At 69.1% G+C, this 19,137-nt stretch carries 13 protein-coding genes; 6 read left to right on the top strand and 7 right to left on the bottom strand.

What is annotated here, in order from left to right:
• Positions 1-97 precede the first annotated feature (97 nt).
• From ACLQ2U_RS18300 to ACLQ2U_RS18310, 3 genes are all read left to right on the top strand, one after another.
• Positions 98-1,273 (top strand): MFS transporter, encoded by a 1,176-nt coding sequence (locus ACLQ2U_RS18300; RefSeq protein WP_425751887.1) that lies wholly within the window; start codon positions 98-100, stop codon positions 1,271-1,273.
• Positions 1,270-2,295: a hypothetical protein gene (locus ACLQ2U_RS18305; protein WP_425751888.1), complete on the top strand. Its 1,026-nt coding sequence runs from the start codon at positions 1,270-1,272 to the stop codon at positions 2,293-2,295. Before ACLQ2U_RS18300 ends, ACLQ2U_RS18305 begins: the two co-directional genes overlap by 4 nt.
• Positions 2,296-2,390: 95 nt before the next feature.
• On the top strand, positions 2,391-3,497 hold the full coding sequence (locus ACLQ2U_RS18310) for a right-handed parallel beta-helix repeat-containing protein (RefSeq protein WP_425751889.1): 1,107 nt from the start codon (positions 2,391-2,393) through the stop codon (positions 3,495-3,497).
• Positions 3,498-3,501: 4 nt separating this feature from the next.
• On the opposite strand, the gene ACLQ2U_RS18315 is transcribed toward ACLQ2U_RS18310, so the two are convergent.
• Both ACLQ2U_RS18315 and ACLQ2U_RS18320 read right to left on the bottom strand, forming a co-directional pair.
• Positions 3,502-5,277, bottom strand: coding sequence for a hypothetical protein (locus tag ACLQ2U_RS18315; protein ID WP_425751890.1), 1,776 nt, complete (start codon positions 5,275-5,277; stop codon positions 3,502-3,504).
• Between the two features lie 57 nt (positions 5,278-5,334).
• Positions 5,335-5,994: a class I SAM-dependent methyltransferase gene (locus ACLQ2U_RS18320; protein ID WP_425751891.1), complete on the bottom strand. Its 660-nt coding sequence runs from the start codon at positions 5,992-5,994 to the stop codon at positions 5,335-5,337.
• A 375-nt stretch (positions 5,995-6,369) separates the two neighbouring features.
• Between ACLQ2U_RS18320 and ACLQ2U_RS18325 the strand changes: the two genes are divergently transcribed.
• Together ACLQ2U_RS18325 and ACLQ2U_RS18330 are read left to right on the top strand one after the other, a co-directional pair.
• The gene (locus ACLQ2U_RS18325; protein ID WP_425751892.1) at positions 6,370-7,542 is read left to right on the top strand and encodes a GNAT family N-acetyltransferase; all 1,173 of its coding nucleotides are present in this window, start codon (positions 6,370-6,372) and stop codon (positions 7,540-7,542) included.
• A complete protein-coding gene (locus ACLQ2U_RS18330; RefSeq protein WP_425751893.1) occupies positions 7,535-8,770 on the top strand; it encodes a glycosyltransferase in 1,236 nt (411 codons plus the stop codon). The genes ACLQ2U_RS18325 and ACLQ2U_RS18330 overlap by 8 nt, the downstream gene beginning before the upstream one ends.
• On the opposite strand, the gene ACLQ2U_RS18335 is transcribed toward ACLQ2U_RS18330, so the two are convergent.
• Together ACLQ2U_RS18335 and ACLQ2U_RS18340 are read right to left on the bottom strand one after the other, a co-directional pair.
• Positions 8,715-10,088, bottom strand: coding sequence for an O-antigen ligase family protein (locus tag ACLQ2U_RS18335; RefSeq protein ID WP_425751894.1), 1,374 nt, complete (start codon positions 10,086-10,088; stop codon positions 8,715-8,717). The two genes, ACLQ2U_RS18330 and ACLQ2U_RS18335, sit on opposite strands and share 56 nt — an antisense overlap.
• Entirely contained in the window at positions 10,085-10,969 is an 885-nt protein-coding gene (locus ACLQ2U_RS18340) for a hypothetical protein (RefSeq protein ID WP_425751895.1), read from the bottom strand. The genes ACLQ2U_RS18335 and ACLQ2U_RS18340 overlap by 4 nt, the downstream gene beginning before the upstream one ends.
• A gap of 258 nt (positions 10,970-11,227) precedes the next feature.
• On the opposite strand from ACLQ2U_RS18340, the gene ACLQ2U_RS18345 reads away from it, so the two are divergent.
• The gene (locus ACLQ2U_RS18345) at positions 11,228-12,526 is read left to right on the top strand and encodes a glycosyltransferase (RefSeq protein WP_425751896.1); all 1,299 of its coding nucleotides are present in this window, start codon (positions 11,228-11,230) and stop codon (positions 12,524-12,526) included.
• Here the strand turns inward: ACLQ2U_RS18345 and ACLQ2U_RS18350 are convergent.
• The 3 genes from ACLQ2U_RS18350 to ACLQ2U_RS18360 all read right to left on the bottom strand — a co-directional run bounded on the left by ACLQ2U_RS18350 (position 12,523) and on the right by ACLQ2U_RS18360 (position 19,135).
• Complete coding sequence (locus ACLQ2U_RS18350; RefSeq protein WP_425751897.1) at positions 12,523-14,004, bottom strand: oligosaccharide flippase family protein; 1,482 nt, start codon at positions 14,002-14,004, stop codon at positions 12,523-12,525. The genes ACLQ2U_RS18345 and ACLQ2U_RS18350 overlap by 4 nt on opposite strands.
• Positions 14,005-14,039: 35 nt before the next feature.
• Entirely contained in the window at positions 14,040-17,666 is a 3,627-nt protein-coding gene (locus tag ACLQ2U_RS18355; RefSeq protein WP_425751898.1) for a DUF4082 domain-containing protein, read from the bottom strand.
• A 347-nt stretch (positions 17,667-18,013) separates the two neighbouring features.
• The gene (locus ACLQ2U_RS18360) at positions 18,014-19,135 is read right to left on the bottom strand and encodes a DegT/DnrJ/EryC1/StrS family aminotransferase (protein WP_425751899.1); all 1,122 of its coding nucleotides are present in this window, start codon (positions 19,133-19,135) and stop codon (positions 18,014-18,016) included.
• Positions 19,136-19,137 lie beyond the last annotated feature (2 nt).

Genomic DNA, 19,137 nt, shown 5'->3' on the forward strand with positions numbered 1-19,137 from the left:
GGCTGCGACCAACGGGACGAGAAGGGGCGGGACCAGCCAGGTGTACGTCACGGTACGCGACCGACCCGTCAACTCGACGGGCCCGCGCACCCGCCGAGTGGCGACCACGGTCCTGCTCCTCGGCGTGGTCAGCATGCTCACCGACGTCTCGTCGGAGATGGTTGCCGCGGTCCTGCCGCTGTATCTCACCGCCCAGGTGGGCCTGGGATACCTCGCCTACGGCTTCGTCGACGGCCTCTACCAGGGAGTCAGTGCGTTCGTGCGGATCGCCGGGGGGTACGCCGGCGACCGCGGCGGCCGGCCCAAGTGGGTCGCCGGCGTCGGGTACGCGGTGTCCGCGGTCAGCCGCATCGCTCTGTTGCCCGCGCAGGGGTTTGCCGCGATCACCGCGGTGGTGACGGCGGACCGGCTGGGCAAGGGCCTGCGCACCGCGCCGCGGGACGCACTCATCGCCGCGGCCTCCGAACCGGCGGCGCTCGGCCGGGCGTTCGGCGTGCACCGCACTCTCGACACCGTAGGCGCGGTCCTCGGACCCCTGCTCGCCTTCGCGGTGCTGGCCGCGGTGCCGCACAGCTACGACTCGGTTTTCATCACGTCGTTCTCGTTCGCCGTGGTCGGCGTCGCAGTCCTGGTGCTCTTCGTACCGAACTTGCGCACCGGCGCGACGACGGGACGCGTCCGGCTGCGGCGGGTGATGGCCGAGATTGCCGGGCCCCGGCTGCGCCGTCCCCTGGCGGCCACGGCGCTGCTCGGCGTCCTGACAATCGGCGACGGCTTCCTCTACCTGTCGCTGCAGCAGCGCGACGATCTCGCCGCCGCGATGTTTCCGCTGCTGTACGTCGGCAGCAATGTCGCGTACCTGATCCTCGCGCTGCCGCTGGGGCGGCTGGCCGACCGGGTCGGCCGGGCGCGCGTGCTCGTCGGGGGCCACCTGGCGCTGGTCGCCGCCTACCTGGCGGCCGGGGGGCCCTTCACCGGAGTGACCGCGACGATCGTCGTCCTGCTCCTGCTGGGCACCTTCTACGCGGCGACCGACGGCGTGCTTCCCGCTCTGATCAGCCGGCTAATCGGCGCCGAGACGAGAGGGAGCGGGATAGCCGCGGCGCAGACAGTCGTCGCGCTGGCCCGGTTCGTCGCCGCGGTCGGGTTCGGCAGCCTGTGGGTGGTGCTCGGGCGCGGTCACGCCCTGCTGCTCGTGGCCGCCCTGCTCGTCGCGGCCCTGCCGGCGGCCTGGTGGCTGCTCCGTCCCGCCGATCGGACGGTCGCGGCGTGACGGCCCGCGTGCGGCTGGCCGTGCTGGCCGGCGTCGTGCTGCTCGCGGTCATGGCCGCCACCGGGTACGTGCTGCGCGCCCGGCACCTGCAGGGGAAGGTGGAAGCCGCGCCCCTCGTCCCGCGCACCGACCTCGCCGCCGTGGTCAACGGACCCCATCTCGTGTTCCGCAACACCGCCCTTGGCGACGGGTACGGCAGGGTTGCTGTCGTGCCGGTGTCCTCGCCGGCCGGTCCCCGCGCCGTCACGCCGGCGTCCTGCGAGCGGGTGTACGCCACGACCGACCGCGCGGTCTGCCTGTCGGCCCGGCGCGGGATCACCAACACCTACCGGGCGCAGGTGCTGGGCCGCGACTGGGCGCCGGTCGGTGATCTGCCGTTGGCGGGGCTGCCGAGCCGGGCCCGGCTCTCCCGCGACGGTTCCCTGGTGGCGACGACAACCTTCGTGTACGGCGACTCGTACGCACAGCCCGGCCAGTTCTCGACCCGCACCCTGGTCATCCCCGTCGACAGAGGGGCCTCCGCCGACCTGGAGCAGTTCCGGCTCCTGGTTGACGGGCGGCGCGTGACGGCCGCCGACCGCAACGTCTGGGGTGTGACGTTCGTTGACGACGACCGTTTCTACGCCACCGCCGCGTCAGGCGGAAGGACCTGGCTCGTCGAGGGAAGCCTGTCCGCCCGGCGGATGACGGCCGTGCGCGGTGACGTGGAATGTCCGTCGCTGTCGCCGGACGGCACGCGAATCGGCTTCAAGAAGCGCGGCAAGCTGCCCGCGGGACAGTGGCGGTTGGCCGTGTACGACCTGACCACGGGGAAAGAGACTGTGCTGGCGGAGAATCGCAGCGTCGACGACCAGGTCGAGTGGCTGGACAACGCGACGGTCGTCTACGGGTTGCCGCGTACCGACGAGACCGGCGTCGCGACCAGCGACATCTGGGCGGTGCCGGCCGACGGCTCCGGTGCCCCGCGCGTGCTCGTGCCCCACGCGTGGTCGCCGGCGGTGGTCAACCGCGACTCGTCCTGACCAGACGGAGTTGTGCCGCTGTGGCAGGGGTGTTTTCTGCCAGAATGGGCCGGAGCCGACCCGGTCCAAAGCAGTCCAGTGACAACCGGAAGAGCGTGACCGCGACGATGAAGATTCGAGTGACCGGACGCCGTATCCGCATCACCGCTGCCGTCGTCACGGCGGTCCTGTTCCTTGCCGGCGCGATTGTGGCGCGGGCGGACGACCGCCACCGGACCAGCCCGATTGACCACCAGGAGCCGGCCGCCAGTGCCGCGGCACCGCAAGGCTCCCGGCCAGCCGGAGCCCGCGACCGACTGGGCGCGGCACCGTCACCCGCCGCTTCGGCGTCCCGCGGTGCCCGCCCCTCTACCTCATCGGCAAGCCCGAGCGCAGCGCCGCAGCCGGGGAACGGTCAGAAGTGGTGTGCCGAGACCCCGAGCGCGTGCGGATACCCGGACGAGACGAACACGGGGTGGCGGCACACCGGAGTGCGGCTCAAGACCGTGCACCAGGACCCCTTCACCATCGCCAAGCCTGGGACGGTCATCGACGGGCTCGACATCCGGGGATGCGTCCAGGTACGGGCCAGGAACGTCACGATCAAGCGATCCAGGATCGCCTGCTCCAACCAGCCGATGGTGAAGAACTACGAGCCTGACGGTAACGGTGGTCTGATCGACGTGGGAGCGGGCCTCGTGGTGGAAGACGTGGAGTTCGACGGACTGAACGACCCCGACGCGCATGGTATGGCGTTCAACAAGTACACGGTGCGTCGGGCGTACTTCCACAACCTCGGCGCGGCAGCCAAGCTCGGCTCTGACGTCCATATCGAGGACAGCTATGTCGCCGCCATCAGTTCGACCGAATCGAGTCACAACAGCGGCTTCCCGTCCGACGGCGGGGTGGGTATCACCCTTCGCCACAACACCGTCCTCATGAACAGCCAGAACGGGCATGCCGTAGCGATCTACAACGAGATTCCTGTGGGATCGATCGTGAAGGACGTTGTCGTCGACAACAACCTTCTGGCTGGCGGCAACTATGTCCTGTACTGCGGCGCGCCCGGGAAGACGGCGCCGAACCTTCGGGTGACGAACAACCGGTTCAGCGGGATCATCTACGCCAAGGGTGGGTTCTATGGGCCCACCGCGAACTGCGACGGAGCGGTGCTCTGGCAGAACAACTACTGGGACGCCTCACGTGAACCGCTGATGCCCTGAGGTGTCAGGTTGTGGCGGCCAGGAGGTCGACGAGGAAGGCAACCGTCGTCGGCTGAGCGTGCCGGCCGCCGGACAACACGTCGTCCAGCCATCGCGGTTGCAAAACCGGAGCGCCGTCCGACGTGACGTCGTACAGGGCCTGACACGTCTTCGGCTCCGCACGCCAGTGCGTGAGAACCAGCGCCGCCGCCTCCGCGGCCCCCAACTGCGGGCGGCGGGCACGGGTGAGCCGCTGGCTGACCTTGAGGGTCACCTTGCGCGCGGCGAGCGTCTGTGTTGCCAGCGTCGTCACCACCGAGCGGGTCCCGAGGCGAGCGGGAGACAGCCCGGAGTCGAGCGGAATGCGTGCCAGCTTCGGATCCAGCTCCTTCATAAGCCGGCCCAGCAGTAGGGAGTCCCGCTTGTCTCTCGGGGCCACGCCCAGCGCCAGCTCGACGAAGCGCCGGTCGAACATGGGATTGACGTAATGCCGTCGTACGGCCGCGACGGTCCCATGTGCGCCTGCCCACCGGTGCATCCGATGCATCAGGTAGAACTCGTCGGTCGCACGGAGCCAGTCGCCGGGCGCGAAGAGGGACTTGAGAGCCGCGATCGTCGTGTCCCGGGCCGAGGCGAGAAATGTGGAGTCGAGCGCCTGAGCCTCCACGGATTCGTTGCTGAACAGCCGCCAGTTCGCCAACCGCTCGATCAACTGGCCCGTGGTCCTCGCACGTCTCGGTTGCCCGGCGTAGTAGAAGCCGCGCGCGACCTCTCCGCCCAGACCTGACAGCCGGTGCCCTTGATCGAGATGGGCCTCCGCCAGCAGCAACGGAACCAATGCGAGCGGGCTGGCCTGGCAGTGCAGCGCTCGAGCGGCGGCGAGAGACAGGTCGTGGGCCCCCTGAGGCGTCGGCCACGCCTGCTCGTCGAGCCGATGAACCACGTGATTCATCTGGAACGGTGCCGCGAGGCGGGCTGCGATCTCCGCATCATCACTGTCCGGGTCGCCCAGCGTCAGCGCATTGAGCCCGGCTCGCATCTGCTGGGGAGTCGCAGCGAGAAGGATGCGCGAATCGTGCCCGCCGGTCAGCTGCAGCACGGCGTCCGGGTGGTCGCTCAAGTAGCTCTGCTGCCATCCACGCAGCACCGAGGCCATCTCGGCGACAGCATCGTCCAGGTTGGGCGTCCGGGCAGCAGCCGCAGGGGGATCCGCGTACTGCCGTTGGACGATCCTTCCCCCGTCGAGGGTGGCGACGGTGGCTGGCGGAAAGGTCCGCACACCTCGGAACATCGTGTGGTCACCGATCTGCCAGCCGATCATGGCCTGGACGCCCAGCCCAACGGCGTCGAAACCGGCGTCGGCCAACGCCGCAAGTGCCCTCGCGCTCGTCGAGGCGGCCACCACCCCGTTGCCACGCCACCAGAACAATTGATGAAACCCGAGCCAGTCACTGACGATGGTCAACGGGGCAGACCTGTGCGCTCGGTGTACGGCGGCGAAGGGAGGGAGCATCGACGTCAGATCTCTGCCATCCATGATCATGGCCGGCAGGTCGGACGTCGGGACATCCCGCTCCGGAGTGCGGGCCATCCGCCCGATTCTGATGGTGAAGCTTCCATCATCACCGACGATCGAGTCGCCGGCATCGGGCCCCGCGCAGGCGGTCCAGCCATTCTCCGCCGCATGCACCGCACCGACAGGGGTGTCGTCGTCGGTCAGGCAGGCGAGCACCCGCGGGTCGGGTCGTCGGAAGCGGATGGCGACGCCCGGCTGCCAGGCGACTGCCAGAAATGCCTTCACCGGGACGCTCGCTCGCCGGACGCGGGGGCAGGCAGCGCAGCGGGCACGTCCACCGCCTCAGCGCACGGTCTTGATAGCGATCAGCGACTTGGCGAGGCCCATCAAGCGCTCGGTGCGGATCTGCGAGTCCGGGAAGTAGTAACGCATCTGGGTCTTGTCGACGAGCTCCGTCCACAGCACCCCGCCGAGCGCCTCGCGGAGGTCCGCGGACCTGACGTGCGCGAGAGGCCACCACTGCGCCAGGGAGGCGCGCACCCGTACCGGCAGGTACTGCATGCCGGGAGCGATCCAGTGTGGCTCGACGGGGAAGTACCGGTACGGGGTCTGGACCCAGTGCTGCGACGCCAGCTGGTGGACCGTTTCGGCGAACCGCAGCCGGCGTTCGTGACCCCCGACGTGCTCGAGCACCGAGTTTGAGAACACGAGGTCATACCGGCGGGTCGCGATCTGCTCCGGCAGGGCGCAGGCATCGCCCAGGTCGACCTCGATCCAGTCGGGTACGTCGCTCGGGAGCGCCTCGATGTTCACCACGTGCACGTGCTTCGGGTGCACGGGAGATGCAGTCCAGGTGCCCGGCTCGCCTCCAAGGTCGATGACGGACATCTGGTCGAGGTCCGGGAAGGTCCGCACGAGCCAGTCCCACCGGCGGGCCCGACTGTGTCCGCCCCAGGAGTCAGCCCCGACGACCGCACGCTCGCGAATCGACTGCAAAGGCATTCAGAATTTCCCTTCTCTTCCGGCCCTGGCCCGGCCGTACTCGACGGGCCTGTGACCAGCGGCCGGACCGGCCGGGGAGCGAGGACGCTCGCCCGCAAACCTAACGTCGCGGATCGGCGGGTCAAACAACCGAAGCGGTCGTTGTTCCGACAGTCTGACCGAGAGTTCGCCCCGGCGAGCCTGTTGTCGCTGGGAAGATGGCATGGAAGGCTCGGCGTGCATCGCCGGAGCGAAGGGACGCGCCCGGACTTCCGCCGTACCAGCACGCCCGCCGGACTCGCTCGACCCCGAACAGTGAGCGTGAGACCTGCCGCCCCGTCCCGTGGATGCGACGACGTGGTCGAGTCGGGCGTCCCGGGCCGAGGAGAGGTGCTGATGAACATCACCGTCGCGAGAACCATTGCCGAGGTCGACTCCATTGCTGAGCAATGGGACGCCATGTCGGTCACGAGTCCACATGCCGCTCGAGCGCTCTTCACGCTGGTTCTCAGGGCCTCCCGCGACGACGTGCGGCCGCATGTGCTCATGATCCGCGACGGTGTCAGGCCTCCGATTCTCGTGGTGGGGCGCGTCGAACGCCGCCCTGTTCCGGTCAGGGTCGGCTACCGCACGGTGCTCTCCATGACGGCAACCCGGCTCGTCGTCGTGCCCGGGGGCGTCATCGGCGCTGAGAGCCGATCCGACTACGAGTTGGTCATGCGGTCACTGCTCGACACGCTGCGGCGCCACAAGTTGGACGCCCTCGAACTGTCGAAAATCGAGCTGGGTGGCCCCCTGTACGAGGCGGCGCTGCGTCATCTTCCCTGGTATCGCCGTGCCCATGCGTCCTCGCCGCTCAAGCGTCACCGGTCTGATCTGTCCGGCGGCTTCGCCGCTTTTCTCGCGGCGCGATCAAAGGGCACCCGATGGCGTCTGCGGCGGCGGTTACGCAAGCTCGACGAGGTGACCGGGGGCGGCGGGAAGCTGTCGGTGCACCGGATCGGTCCCGGAGACGATGCCGCCACCGGGTTGCGAATGCTGGAGGCTGTTGCTGGCAAAAGTTACCAGCGCGGGATCGGTGTCGGTTTCATCGACGACGAGCTGCACCGGGCGCTGATGACGTGGGCAACGGATGGCGGGGCTTATCGCGTCTGGCTGCTCCTGGTCGATGACGTGCCGGTTGCGTACGTCAACGGAGTCCTGCACGGACGAACTTTCTTTCTCTTCGAGACAGCCTTCGACCAGTCCCTCGCCGCTGACGAACCCGGCGCGATCCTCCTGACGCGAGTGCTCGAGGAGCTCGCGGCAGACCCCGAGGTGGACGGGTTCGACTATGGATTCGGCGACGCCCAGTACAAGCAGTCGCTGAGCGACGTTTGCTGGGACGAGGTCGACATGGTGGGCTTCGCGCTGCGCCCGCGGCCCCTCGCGCTGAGCCTGACGACCTCCTCGGCGGCGTTCGCGGTGGTAGCGGCCAAACGGCTCCTCGGCGGTGAGCGGGTGGCGAAGCTGCGACGGCGTCGCCGGGCCGAACTGACCGCGCCCGCCCGCGGGAGGGATGGTGACTGAGCTGCGCCAGCGACTCCACGGCAGTCGCGAAGACCTGATCGTGTATCTCGCGGCCGGGTGGTGGGACGGCCCGGCGGGGACGGACCGGCAGATGGCCAGCGAGCTGACGAGGTACGGCCCGGTGTTGTACGTCGACCCCCCGGTTTCCGCCTTGACGAAACTGCTCAAGCCGCATCACGCCGCATTGAGCAACCAGCCTCGTCTCCAGCTGCACCACCCGCGTATGGCGCGTCTGATCACCCGCGTCATACCGGGAATGACCCGGCCGGTCCTCCGTCACCTCCGGGCGCCGATGGTGAGCCGCGGGGTGGTCTCGGCGGTTGCTTCTCTCTGTGGCGAGGGAGCTCCCGTCGCCGCCGTCGTCTCGAGCCGGGTCGACGAGGCATGGTGTGCACTCCCCGCCCGGCGCCGGCTGCTGTACGTCACGGATGACCTGGTCGCGGGTGCTGACATGCTCGGCCTGCCGCGTCGACGGCTGGAGCGTGCCGAGAGGGCCGCGGTCCGGGGCGCCGACGCCGTCGCCGTCGTGTCACCCGGCCTGCGGCAGCGGTTCGCCCGGGACGGAATCTCCGCCGAGATCGTTCCCAACGGCTGCGCCCCGGACGTCTTCGCCGACGTCGACTCCGTGGCACCGCCCGAAGGGGTGCCGCTCGAGCGGCCGATCGCGGGGTTCCTCGGTTACATCAACGATCGGATCGATCTGGCGCTGCTGGAGGCCGTGGCCGATACCGGGTGTTCACTGCTGATCGTCGGGGCTCTCGGGGACGGCTTCCAGTCGCCACGCTTTGCGACTCTCACGGCCCGCAGGAACGTCTGGTGGGCCGGCCCCCGCCCGTACCCGGACATGCCCTCGTTCATGCGTCTCATCGACGTCGGACTGACACCGTACGCCGACACCCCGTTCAACCGGGCCAGCTTCCCGCTCAAGACTCTTGAGTACCTTTCCGCGGGCCGAGGGGTCGTGGCGACCTCCTTGCCCGCCACGAGATGGCTGGACACCGACCTGATCGCGATTGCCGATGAGCCGGGGGCGTTCGCTGAGAGGGTGAGGAGGGCTCTGGCGACGCCGCGGACGGAAACGCTCGCGGCCCAACGACGGGCGTTCGCAGAGCGTCACAGCTGGCGGCGACGTGCCGACCGCATGGCGGAGCTGCTGGGTCTCACCGGGACTATTACGGACCGAACCAGCGCGTCGTCGAGGTCCGTACCTGTCCCGTGGGATGGGTGAATCGCCAGACGGTCCCGCACGTTCCAATCATGATGCCGAGCGCGGTCGTGTAGGTCGAGTAGGCCATCACGTCGAACGTGTAGGCGAGGAACAGGGCCTGCAACTGTACGGCGACAAGGACCAGGCAGAGGTGCCGGTCCTCCGGCGTGGACGAACGACGGAACGCGATCGCCGCCAGCGACAAGGCGACGAGATGCAGCATCGCAAGAGCCGCCATACCGATGATGCCGTTTTCCAATGCCGTGCGAAGCCACTGGTTGTCCAGGTACTGGTACATCGGAGGAACCCACGTGCCGGTACCCCGGCCCCACCATGGTCGTTGGGAAAAGTAGTAACCAACCATGGCGTAGCGCTCGGTTCGTGACGTGATGCTGGGATCGTCGCTGGCATCTGCGAACAGGTTGATCAGCGTCCGGCCCAGCGATGGGGAGGCTGCTGCTAGGACCCCGAAGATGACGACGCCGAGAACCAGCGTGTTGTAACGCTTACGCCAGGTCCATAGCGGCATCAACACCAGAGCCGCGATCGCCACCGCGATCATGCCCGAGCGCGAGATCGTCTCGAGAATACCGAGGGTTATGAGGATGGCGGCGAGAGTGTATTGACGCCGGCGCCTGGAACTTTCGGCGTACGTCGCGAAGTGGATGGCGATGGGCCACGCCAGGGACAAGGTGCCGCACAGTTCCAGGTAGTGCGTGGTCGTGGCGGCGACCCGTACCCCGCCGCCCCGTTCCTGCAGTCCGATGAGCTCACCTGACTGGAGGCCCGGAATCTGCAGGTACTGCACGGGGTCCACGGGCAGTACCTGCTGCAGCAGCCCCACCACCGACATGAAGGCGCAGCACCAGACGAAGACCCGCAGGACCAGGCGGAGCCGGTCCCAGTTCGCCAGGCCGTCCGCGGTCATCAGGATGGCGCCGAAGAACGCGGCCGTAGCGAGTAGAAGACGGTCGGCCGCATTCGCCTCCATCGTCGTCAGGCCTCGTACGAAACCGACGGCGTAGGAGATGAGGAGAGACAGCGAGAAGATGAGCGTGGCCCACCGAATCGGCTGAGGACCGGACATGGCGAGTCGGGGGTGAAAGCGGGACCCGATCCACCAAGCGAACATGAGGGCGCAGAGGATGACGGCGGGCCGACCGATGTCGGCGCTCGTGCTGGGCAGGATGAGCAGCGACGGCAGGATCGTCAGCAGGCAAAGCATGACGGCGAAGACCAGGGCTGCGTCCAGCGACCCTTTCCTCCGCCGCGTGGCGTAGGTACGCTGACCGGCCAGCGCGGGTTCGAAATCGGTGAGTTGGATGCCCGGCGCGCTCAACGCCGGTTCCCGCCCTCGTCGTTCAGATTCCGGCGCAGGGTCGGCAGCACGATGGTCGGGTCACTTGGCACCTCCGATGCAGGTGTCGGTCGGCGCGTGGCGGGCTGGAGGGCGGTTTGAGCCCCTCCGCGCGGAGGGATGCTGGCCGGAACCCGGGTGCGGACCGTCTCACCGTCGTTGCCGCCCGCCGGCGCCCAGTGAGGCGGTTGGACCGCACGGGTCGACTCGTCGTCGACCTCGTCGGCCGCCTGTCCGTCCGCCGCCTGTCGCCGCAGCCGACGGCGTCGCAGGAGGGCATCCCCGCCGATCGTCACTCCACACATGATCAGCATCCCGGTACCGAAGACCGCGATGATGGCGCGCTTGACCTTGCCACCCGGACGCTTGAGATTCTCCCCCTGGTCGAGCCGTTGCACCGTGATCAGGTCCTGGCTTCGCACCCGGTACTGGGTCTGCAGCGCGAGGGCGCTTTCGCGGTAGCGCGTGATGACGGTCTCGGTGGTCTGGATGGCCTGTGCCCGGCTCTCTCCGATCACCTCAATGGTGGCGCCAGCTACGGGGTCGCCAGAGGTGATCTTGAAGCTCGTGCTGTAGCCCTCTCGTTCGAGCCGGTCCAGGAAGGTCTGGTCGACAGTGGTGTAGTTGGCGGCCTGGCTCAGCGCCTCGAGCCCGAGCAGGTTCCAGGGGTTGACGGGGAACTTCCTCGCTTCCTCCGGGTCCACGGACGTCTGGGGTGGAATGAGCTGGACGTACGACGTCAGCACGTAGTCCGCCTCCACCGCCGTCGCGGTGAAGCCCGTGCCGGCGATGGTGAGCAGGAGGAGAGGCAGCGTCATGTACCAGCGCCGCATCATCACCTTGGTGGCGTCCCAGAAGTCCACGTGATGTCTCCTCCGCCGGCCGCGAGTCCCGCCGCCCCTCCGTCGATGTGGACGACGGTGCGGCCCAAGCCAACAAGCCGACGCCCTAGCGCCCAAACATTAACGATGCCGGCTGATCCGAGTCATCCCCTGGATGGGTCGACATCCCCGCTTTGCGCCGCTACGCGCCGTCGCGGATGTCGGCATTCCGACCCCGGCCGGCTGGACATTGCAAAGGTGTGGGATGCGGGCTCGATGGGTTCTTAGAATCGCGACCAGTTGACCAGCGACGTACGGAGAAATATGAGCCGCGCAGGGCTGAAGATTCTTGTCTATCCCCACGCGATGGCGCTCGGTGGCAGCCAGCTCAACGCGATCGAGCTTGCCGCCGCAGTCCGCGATCTTGGTCACCAGGTATCCGTGATCAGCGAGGGCGGACCCCTGGTCCAGCGGGTACGGGAGTTGGATCTGCCCCACCTCATGTTGCCCGAGCGGCGCCGCCGCCCCTCCCCGCAGGTCGTCCGTCAACTTCGACGCCTCGTCGCCGAGCGTGGTGTTGACGTCATACACGGCTACGAGTGGCCGCCGGCCCTCGAGGCGGCGGCCGCCACCTTTCCGACCGGCAGGGCCGCCGCCGTCTGTACCGTCATGTCGATGGCGGTGGCGCCCTTCATACCCCGCTCCATGCCGCTGGTCGTAGGCACGAGGGCGATACAGGAGCGGGCGGCGGTGAACCGGCCCGGGCTGGTTCATCTCATCGAACCGCCCGTCGACCTCGTACACAACGGGCCGGATCAGCCCGTCGATGCGTTCCGGTCGGCACACGGCCTGCAGGACCGGGACGGCGTGGACATCGGGGTCGTCTGCCGTCTCGTGCCTGAGCTCAAGCTCGAGGGCGTCCTCACGGCGGTGGACGTGGTCGGCGATCTCGCGCGGGAGCTTCCGGTCCGGCTGGTGGTCGTCGGTGACGGCGCCGCCCGCGACATGGTGGAGGATCGAGCCGCGAAGGCAAACGCGAAGGCAGGCCGCCGTGCGGTGGTGCTCACCGGCGAGTTGTTCGACCCGCGGCCGGCGTATGCCGCCGCCGACATCATGCTCGGCATGGGGGGCTCCGCACTGCGCGCACTGGCCTTCGGCCGTCCGTTGGTGGTGCAGGGGGAGCGGGGCTTTTGGGAGCTACTCACTCCAGGCAGCTGTGACCTGTTCCTTCAGCAGGGCTGGTACGGGGTTGCCGACGGCAGGGGCGGTGCCGAGCGGCTCACAGGGATCCTCCGGGACCTGATCGCCGACCCCGCACGCCGGGCCTCGCTCGGGGCGTACGGCCGCCGGCTCGCCGAGGATCGCTTCAGCCTGGCACGAGCCGCCGGCATTCAGGAGAACATCTACCATGAGGCGCTTGCCGAGGCGCGAGCGGGACGGAGCGTGCTCGCCCAGAGCGGCGAAGGCTTCCGCTCGCTGACGGGCGTCGTCGCGCACAAGGTGGGCCAGCGTTATCGGGCCTTGCGGGGCACCCGAGCCGCCGAGGATTTCAACCAGGTCGCGCTCGCCCAAGCGGCGCTGACGAGGAACGGATCCTAGACCGAGGCCGGTGCGGTGTCGGGAGCGACCTCGGGGCTTCCCACCGTCCGCAACGAACGGACAGCGTCGCGCATCCCGTACAGCAACAGCCCCAGCGCGGTCGCCGCCGCCAGACCTGCCACCAGGACGGCAACCAGGTCGCTCGCGATCAGATGCGTGGCGAGCAGTGCGGCGCCGCCGACGCCGAGGGCGGCCAGCACCGGCTTCGCCAGTCGACGGCCGAATGCGCCCGGCGTCACGCCGGTACGCGCCAGCTCGTACAGGTAGACGGGCGCGACCACGAAAGCTCCCACGGCGAGCGCGCCGGCCGCCGCGCCGGACCCGCCGCCCAGTCGCGCCCCCGTATACAGCGCGGGTACCAGCGCGACCAGCCAGACCAACTGCACGGTGAACACCACCCGGGTGTTCGCCAGCACGACGAAGTAGTCGTAGACCAGTTCGAACATGATGCGCAGCGCGGCCAGCAGGCCGAGCCAGGCGAGCGCTGCAGCGGCCGGCTGCCACACCTGCCCGTACACCAGGGTGATGAGCGGCTCGGCGGCGCCCGCCAGCACCACACAGGCGGGCAGGGTCACTGCTGCCAGCAGGCCGCCCGTGGACAGGAACGTCGCCCGCATGATCGGCGGGTCGTGCTGCAGGCGGGCCAGGAGTGCGGGCGCCACGGACCGGACCGGTAGGGAGAACATCGTCGCCGGCCAGTTGGAGAGGTTGGCGGCGAGGACGTAGAAGCCCAGCGGCACCGGGCCGAGGACCACGCCCACGACTATCTTGTCCACATTGGTCGACGCGAAGACGACGATGCTGGAGCCGGCCAGCGGCAGGCCGAAACGCAGCAGCGCCCGGGCCCGCCTGGAGTCGAACCCGAACCGCAGCGAGCGCGGCGCGAAGGCGATGAAGAGGGCGGCGCCGACGATCGATCCGGTGAGCTGCCCGATGGCCAGGCTCATCGCACCGATGCCGGACAGCGCCAGCGCCACAGAGACCAGCGCACTGGTCCAACCGGCCACCTGGTCGGCCACCATCTTGCGGTCCTGCCGGAAGGTGCGCTGGAGCATCGCCACAGGCGCAGCCGCGAGGCCGCTGACGATCACGCTGAACCCGAGCACACGGACCACCGGCGTGGCGGACGGGTCGCCCATCGCGGCGGCGAACGCCGGCGCGCCGATGTAGCAGCCCCCGCAGATCAGAGCGCTGGATACCACGGATATCGTGGCGACCGTTGGCGCGATCTCCCGGGGATCGCCCGGCCACCGGACGATGGCCAGGCTCACCCCGAGCTCGTTGAAGCTGAGCACCGCGAGCAGCGCCACGGTCGCCACGGCGAAGGTGCCGAACTCGTGCGGACCCAGGAGCCGCGCGAGAACGATGCCGATCGCCAGCGTGCTCAGTTTGCTCACGGCGGCGCTCGCGAAGCTCCACCCCAGGGCCCGGCTCGCGCGGGAGAAGAGCGAGTCGTCCTCGCCGACGCCGAGCCTCACCCGGCCAGCCCCCGGAGCCGCACGTGTGTCTCCTCTCAGCTGCCCGGCGTGAACACCACGTCGACCCAGTAGTTGTGGTTGACTCCAGAGACCGGGAAGCCCCCACCGTACTGGTAGGAGCCACCGCCTGCGGGCACCCGCAGGGGCGCGTTGGTGACGCCGGCGGAGAATCCGTTCACGTCCACCGCATAGTGGCCGCTGGGGGTCGAGTACGACACGACGTACGGTGTGTTCGCGGTGATGGCGACCGGCGATGAGAACAGCATCGTCTGCCAGCCGGAGTCCGTCTCGCCGACGAACCTGCCGGTCGCCAGCAGGGCGCCGCTCGATGACCACAGCGACCCAGTGTGGGTGCCTGTGTTGTCGACCCCCTTGTAGAAGCGCACTCCGTTGACCGAGCCGGCCACGTCGGAGGAGAAGCGCATGCCAACCTCGATCGCCGCCGGATCGTTCCAGTTCGGGTTCACCGGCGTCGCCGTGTCCGCGAACACCGTCACCGCGCCCACCGGCACGGTCGGCTGCGGCGGTGGTGGGGAGGCGACGAATAGCGGCTCGACCCAGTAGTTGCTGCTGCCCCACGTACTGGTGGGGAAGGCGTCCGATCCGTACACGTAGACGCCGTTGCCGCCGGCGGGTGCGCTCAACGGGCCGTTCGTCCAGGTGCTGGAGAACAAGCCACTCGTCACGGCATAGTTGCCGCGGGGCGCGAAGTACGAGGCGACGTACGTCGTGCCCGCGGTCACCTGCACCGGTTCGGCGAAGTACACCGTCTGCCAGCCGCTGCCGGACTCGTTGACGAAGGCCGCCGTGGCGAGCCGCGCGCCGGTCGACGACCACAGGCTTCCGGTATGCGTGCCGCCGTTGCCGGTGCCCTTGTAGAAGCGCACGCCGATCAACGAGCCGTCGGCGGCCGAGGTGAACCTCACGCCGACCGAGACCGCACCGGGGTCCTTGACCGCTGCCGTGGCGGGCGTGTCGGTTGGCGAGAACAGCGTGTGGATCGTCGTGTTCGCGGGGTCGGTGGTGAACGACCAGATCTCTGGCGTGCCCATCGCGTTGCCGTTGGGGTCCGACGCCGTAACGCTGGCGGTGAACCTCTGCCCGGCAGACAGCGCCACCGGCGTGAAGGTCGCCGTCTTCGCCGTGCCGTCGTAGGAGACCGATCCGCCGACGGCGCCGTCGCCACTGTCGGTCAGCGTGAACTGCAGCGTGGCCGGATCGATCGGCTTGGTGAAGGTCGCGGTGAGCGCCGTCGAGACGGGCACGTACAGGGCGCTCGGGGTGGGCGTCACCGTGGTGACGTCGGGCGGCGTCAGCGTGGACGAATCGAACAGCACATCCACGTAGTAGTTCGTGGCCTTGTACGACCGGACGGGGAACTGGCCGGGACTGCCGTAGACGCCGTTGCCGCCGGCCTCGTGATCGCGCGGAGCTTTGAGCGGTGGAGCGAGGTGGTCGGCGTAGACGAAGGCCCACGGGTCGGCCGCGTAGCGCCCTGCGGGCGCGGTGTAGGAGGCCACGTACGTGGTGCCGGCAACGACCGGGACCGCGGTCGAGAAGAGCAGCTTCTGCCAGCCGGTTTCGGTCTCTCCGGTGAACGTGCCGGCGGCCAGCAGGTCACCGTCGGCCGACCAGAGGCTGCCGGCGTGGGTGCCGTTGTTTCCGAGGCCCTTGTAGAAGCGGACACCCTTGACGAACCCGTCGATCAGCGGCACCACCTTGACGCCCAACTCCGCGCCGCTGGTGTCGTTCGCGGCCGGATGTCCCGGCACCCGGTCGCCGAAGAGGGAGGTGGAGCCGGCGAGGGGAATCTGTCGAACCGTCGTCGTGCCGATGTTCGCGCTGTCGTCGGTGGCGCGCACCTGCACCGTCGACGAGCCGTCGCCCGTGGCGTGGTAGCTGTAGGACCAGGAGTCGGTCCCGGTGGCCGGATGCCAGGTCGCGCCGTCGTCGGTGGAGACCTCGATGCCGGCCACCACGCCGCCGCCGCTGTCACTGGCGGTGCCCTGCAGGGTGATCCTCGTGCCGTTGGCGAAGCTTGCTGCGGCGGCGGGCGAGACAATACCCGCGGTCGGGCCGACCGTGTCGGTGGACGCGGTGGCGGCGGCCAGGCCGCTCATCCGCGTTGCCGGCTGCACCCCCATGTCGGCGAACAAGTTGACCGTGGCCTGCTGGATCCGGGCGTCGGCCGGGGTCACCGGATCGAAGCCACTGTCGTGGTTGGCGTCGAGGCCCCAGGCGTACTGCACCGTGCCGGCGCCGAACACCAGAGCCCCGCTGGCCGCGCGGTAGAGCGTCAGATGGTGGGTGGTGGTGCCCGGCGTCACCTCGTTGCCGAAGTCGCGCAGGTACTCCGGGGTCTCGCCGGTCGTGGTGGACAGCCGGATGAGCCCGGCCGGCCGGAACCCGTTGTCCAGGTCCTCGTCCGACTCGTACCCGATCGTGTGCGGTGCCAGCGTCGCCGTCTGACCGGCGCTGAGATTCGCCACGGACGTGTTGCGCCAGAGGCGGTTCCGGCCCTGCCCGGCCGGCACCTGCAGCGCCAGGTCGTCGCTGTTGGCCATGAACGCCGTCCCGGTGAGTGCGTTCTCCGGACGCCCACCGTCCGACGGCGGGCTGAACCGTGGGTCGCGCCAGGTGCCGGTCCACTCGGGCGACGGGTCGCTCTTCGTACCCGCCCAGGTCTCCTTGTAGCAGACGAGCGTCCGGTGCCCGGTGTTGCTGCCATCCTTGCTGGGCTCCCACCGGGTCTTCCAGTAGACCTCGTTACCGCTGAAAAAGGCCAGGCTGGTGCCGGCGTCGCGGGCGGCCTCGACGTCGGCGCGCTGCGGGCCCGACCAGTACTCGTCGTGCCCGACCGAGAGGAAGACCTTGTGATTCCGGATCAGATCGCCCCGGCGGTCAGCATCGACGTCGGTCGTGTAGGTGACGTCGTACCCGTTCCGCTCAAGGAACCGGATCATCGGGTACTCGGTGCTGAACAGGAAGTCCCGGCCGGCGAGAACCCCGCGGGTGGCGAACGGCCTGTTGTAGCTGAGCTTGGTGGCGCGCCCGTTCGGGCCCGAGTAGAAGTTCGTGCCGCCGTAGCTGTTGTACGCCTGCCAGGTGGCGTCCGAGGTCTTGAAGATCAGGTCGGACGTGCTGCTGTCGTCCCGGACGACGAACGTGATGTGGCTGGCACCCCCGGTGTCGGTGCGGGTGAGCAGAGCGATGTAGACGCCGGAAACCGCGGTCGACGGGACAGTCCACGTAGTCGAGACGGCCCAGGTGCCGCAGTCGAAGATCTGCGTGGCAGGGTCAGTCACACACGGCGTTTCCTGGTTCTGCGCGGGGAAGGTGCCCGGCAACGTGGCCACCCTGCGGGCGCCGTTTCCGCCGTAGTAGCCCAGGCGGTAGATGTCAACGGTGTACTGGTGCTCTGCCCTGATCTTGAAGCTGACCGATTCACCGACGTTGGCGCTCATGTCGGCTGCGAAGCCCTGCAACGTCTCGTCCCCGGCGCCATCGATGTCCCAGACGCTGGCGGGAGTACCGGTCTTGCTGTTCTCGCAGACCACTGGGTTGGGTAGACATGTGGCCGCGGACGCCGCGCGCGGGGCGCCGGCGGCCAGCCCGGTCGCGAACAGCGCACTCGTGACGGCGAGGGCCACGGTGGATCGCACGGTCCGACGAGGCGGCACCGATCCGAACCGTCGGGCTGTTCTCACTCCCGCTGTCTGGTTCATCTGCTGCCAGCCCTCCGCCGGAAAGTGATTCAACTCCTGCACCGGGGAAGCCCCCGTCCCGGCGAATGACTTAGCGTGACCGTAGTGAGATCCTCGTCAGCTTGGCAACTGCCCGTTGAACCGATTTTCACGCCAAGTGGACAGGCCAGTTCGGCCGCCCAGATCAGGCAGGGTGGATGTGTGTCGCCCGTACAGACACCAGAACGAACACCGCCTGTCCGATCAGCGACGACACCGCTGTCGGCTTTGGACAGAAACGTTTTCATTCTGGTTGGGCCGGATCATCACTCCTCGAGGGCGGACCCCAGCGCCTCGGCGACGCGCGCCTGCTGGTCCGGGGTGATCTGTGGGTAGATCGGCAGCGACAGGATCTCCGGCGTGACACGCTCGGCGTTCGGGAACGACCCACGCCCGTATCCGAGTTCGGCGAAGGCGCCGGTCAGGTGCACCGGGACCGGGTAGTGGATGGCCGCACCGACGCCGGCCGCGTGAAGTCGCGCCAGCACGGCGTCGCGGCGGGCCGGCGTGCCGTCGCCGGGGATCCGGACGCAGTAGATGTGCCAGACGTGCTCGTTGCCGGGCAGCGTCACCGGGCGCACCACGTCGAGGTCGGCCAGCAGCTCGTCGTAGCGGGCGGCGGCGGCGCGGCGCCGGGCGTTCCAGTCGGCGAGCCGGGCGAGCTTGGCCCGCAGCACGACCGCCTGCAGGCCGTCGAGGCGGCTGTTCATGCCGACCACGTCGTGCGCGTACTTCTTCAAGCCGCCGTGGCCGCCCAGCGTGCGGACCGTGGTGGCGAGGCCGGCGTCGGCGGTCACCACCGCGCCGGCGTCGCCGTACGCGCCCAGGTTCTTGCCCGGATAGAAGCTGGTCGCGGCGATGCCGTCGGCGCCCGCACCGCGGCCGTGCCGGGTCGCCCCCTGGCACTGCGCGGCGTCCTCGACGATCGCCACGTCCCGTCCGCCGAGCCCGGCGCGGACCTGCTCGACCTCGGCGAGCTGGCCGTACAGGTGAACCGGGGCGATCGCCCGGGTGGCCGGTGTGACGGCGGCGAGTGCGGCCTCGACGTCGATGAGGTACGTCTGCGGGTCGCAGTCGACCAGCACCACCCGGCCACCCGCGCGGGCGACCGCCTCGGCGGTGGCGATGAACGTGTTGGCCGGCAGGATCACCTCGGTACCGGGGCCCACGCCGACCGCGCGCAGCGCCAGCTCCAGGGCGTCGGTGCCGTTGGCGACGCCGACGCAGTGCGGCACGCCGCTGAACGCCGCGTACTCCTGCTCGAACGCCGCAACCTCGGCGCCACCGATGAACGCGGTGTCGGCGATGATCCGCTTGAAACCGGTCTCGACCTCCTGGGCCACCTCCGCGTGGGCGGCGGCCAGGTCGACGAGCGGAACATTGCCCATGT

The organism is Micromonospora sp. DT47 (genome assembly GCF_049844475.1).
In the GTDB taxonomy this organism is placed as follows: Bacteria; Actinomycetota; Actinomycetes; order Mycobacteriales; family Micromonosporaceae; genus Micromonospora.